The sequence below is a fragment of the Aeromicrobium phragmitis genome (assembly GCF_003674095.1).
In the GTDB taxonomy this organism is placed as follows: domain Bacteria; phylum Actinomycetota; class Actinomycetes; order Propionibacteriales; family Nocardioidaceae; genus Aeromicrobium; species Aeromicrobium phragmitis.
The window spans coordinates 1-435 of sequence record NZ_RDBF01000101.1 but is presented as its reverse complement, the minus strand read 5'-3'; the positions used below and the strand labels follow the sequence as shown (position 1 = coordinate 435).

General features: G+C 72.0%; 1 protein-coding gene. It reads right to left on the bottom strand.

Annotated features, from left to right (window positions below; genetic code table 11):
- A partial coding sequence (locus D9V41_RS16465) for a sensor histidine kinase (protein ID WP_133434243.1) occupies positions 1 to 435 on the bottom strand: 435 nt, incomplete at both ends.

The window sequence follows — 435 nt, the reverse complement described above, 5'->3', positions numbered from 1 at the left end:
GCCTCCTGGACGAGCCGGTACGCGGTGAGCGCGACGCCGGAGGGAACCGCGTCGAGGCCCTCGTCGATGTCGGCCTCGAGCGTCATCGAGGTGCGGGCCTCGTCGATGAGCGCAGGGAGGTCGGCGAGGTCGGGCTGAGGCGCGACGCCGGTGTCGCCTTCGCGCAGCAGGCCGAGCAGAGAGCGCATCTCGGTCAGCGCTTCGCGGCCGGTCAAGGCGATGTTCTCCAGCGCCTCGGTGGCGGCCTCGGGCCGCGCTGCCGACGCGTAGCGGGCGCCGTCGGCCTGGACGATGATGACCGAGAGTCCGTGGGCGACGACGTCGTGCATCTCGCGGGCGATGCGATTGCGTTCGGACTGCGCGGCTAACTGCGCCCGCTGGTCGGCCTCGCGGGCGACGCGCTCGCTACGTTCGATGAGGGAGTTGACGTACGCC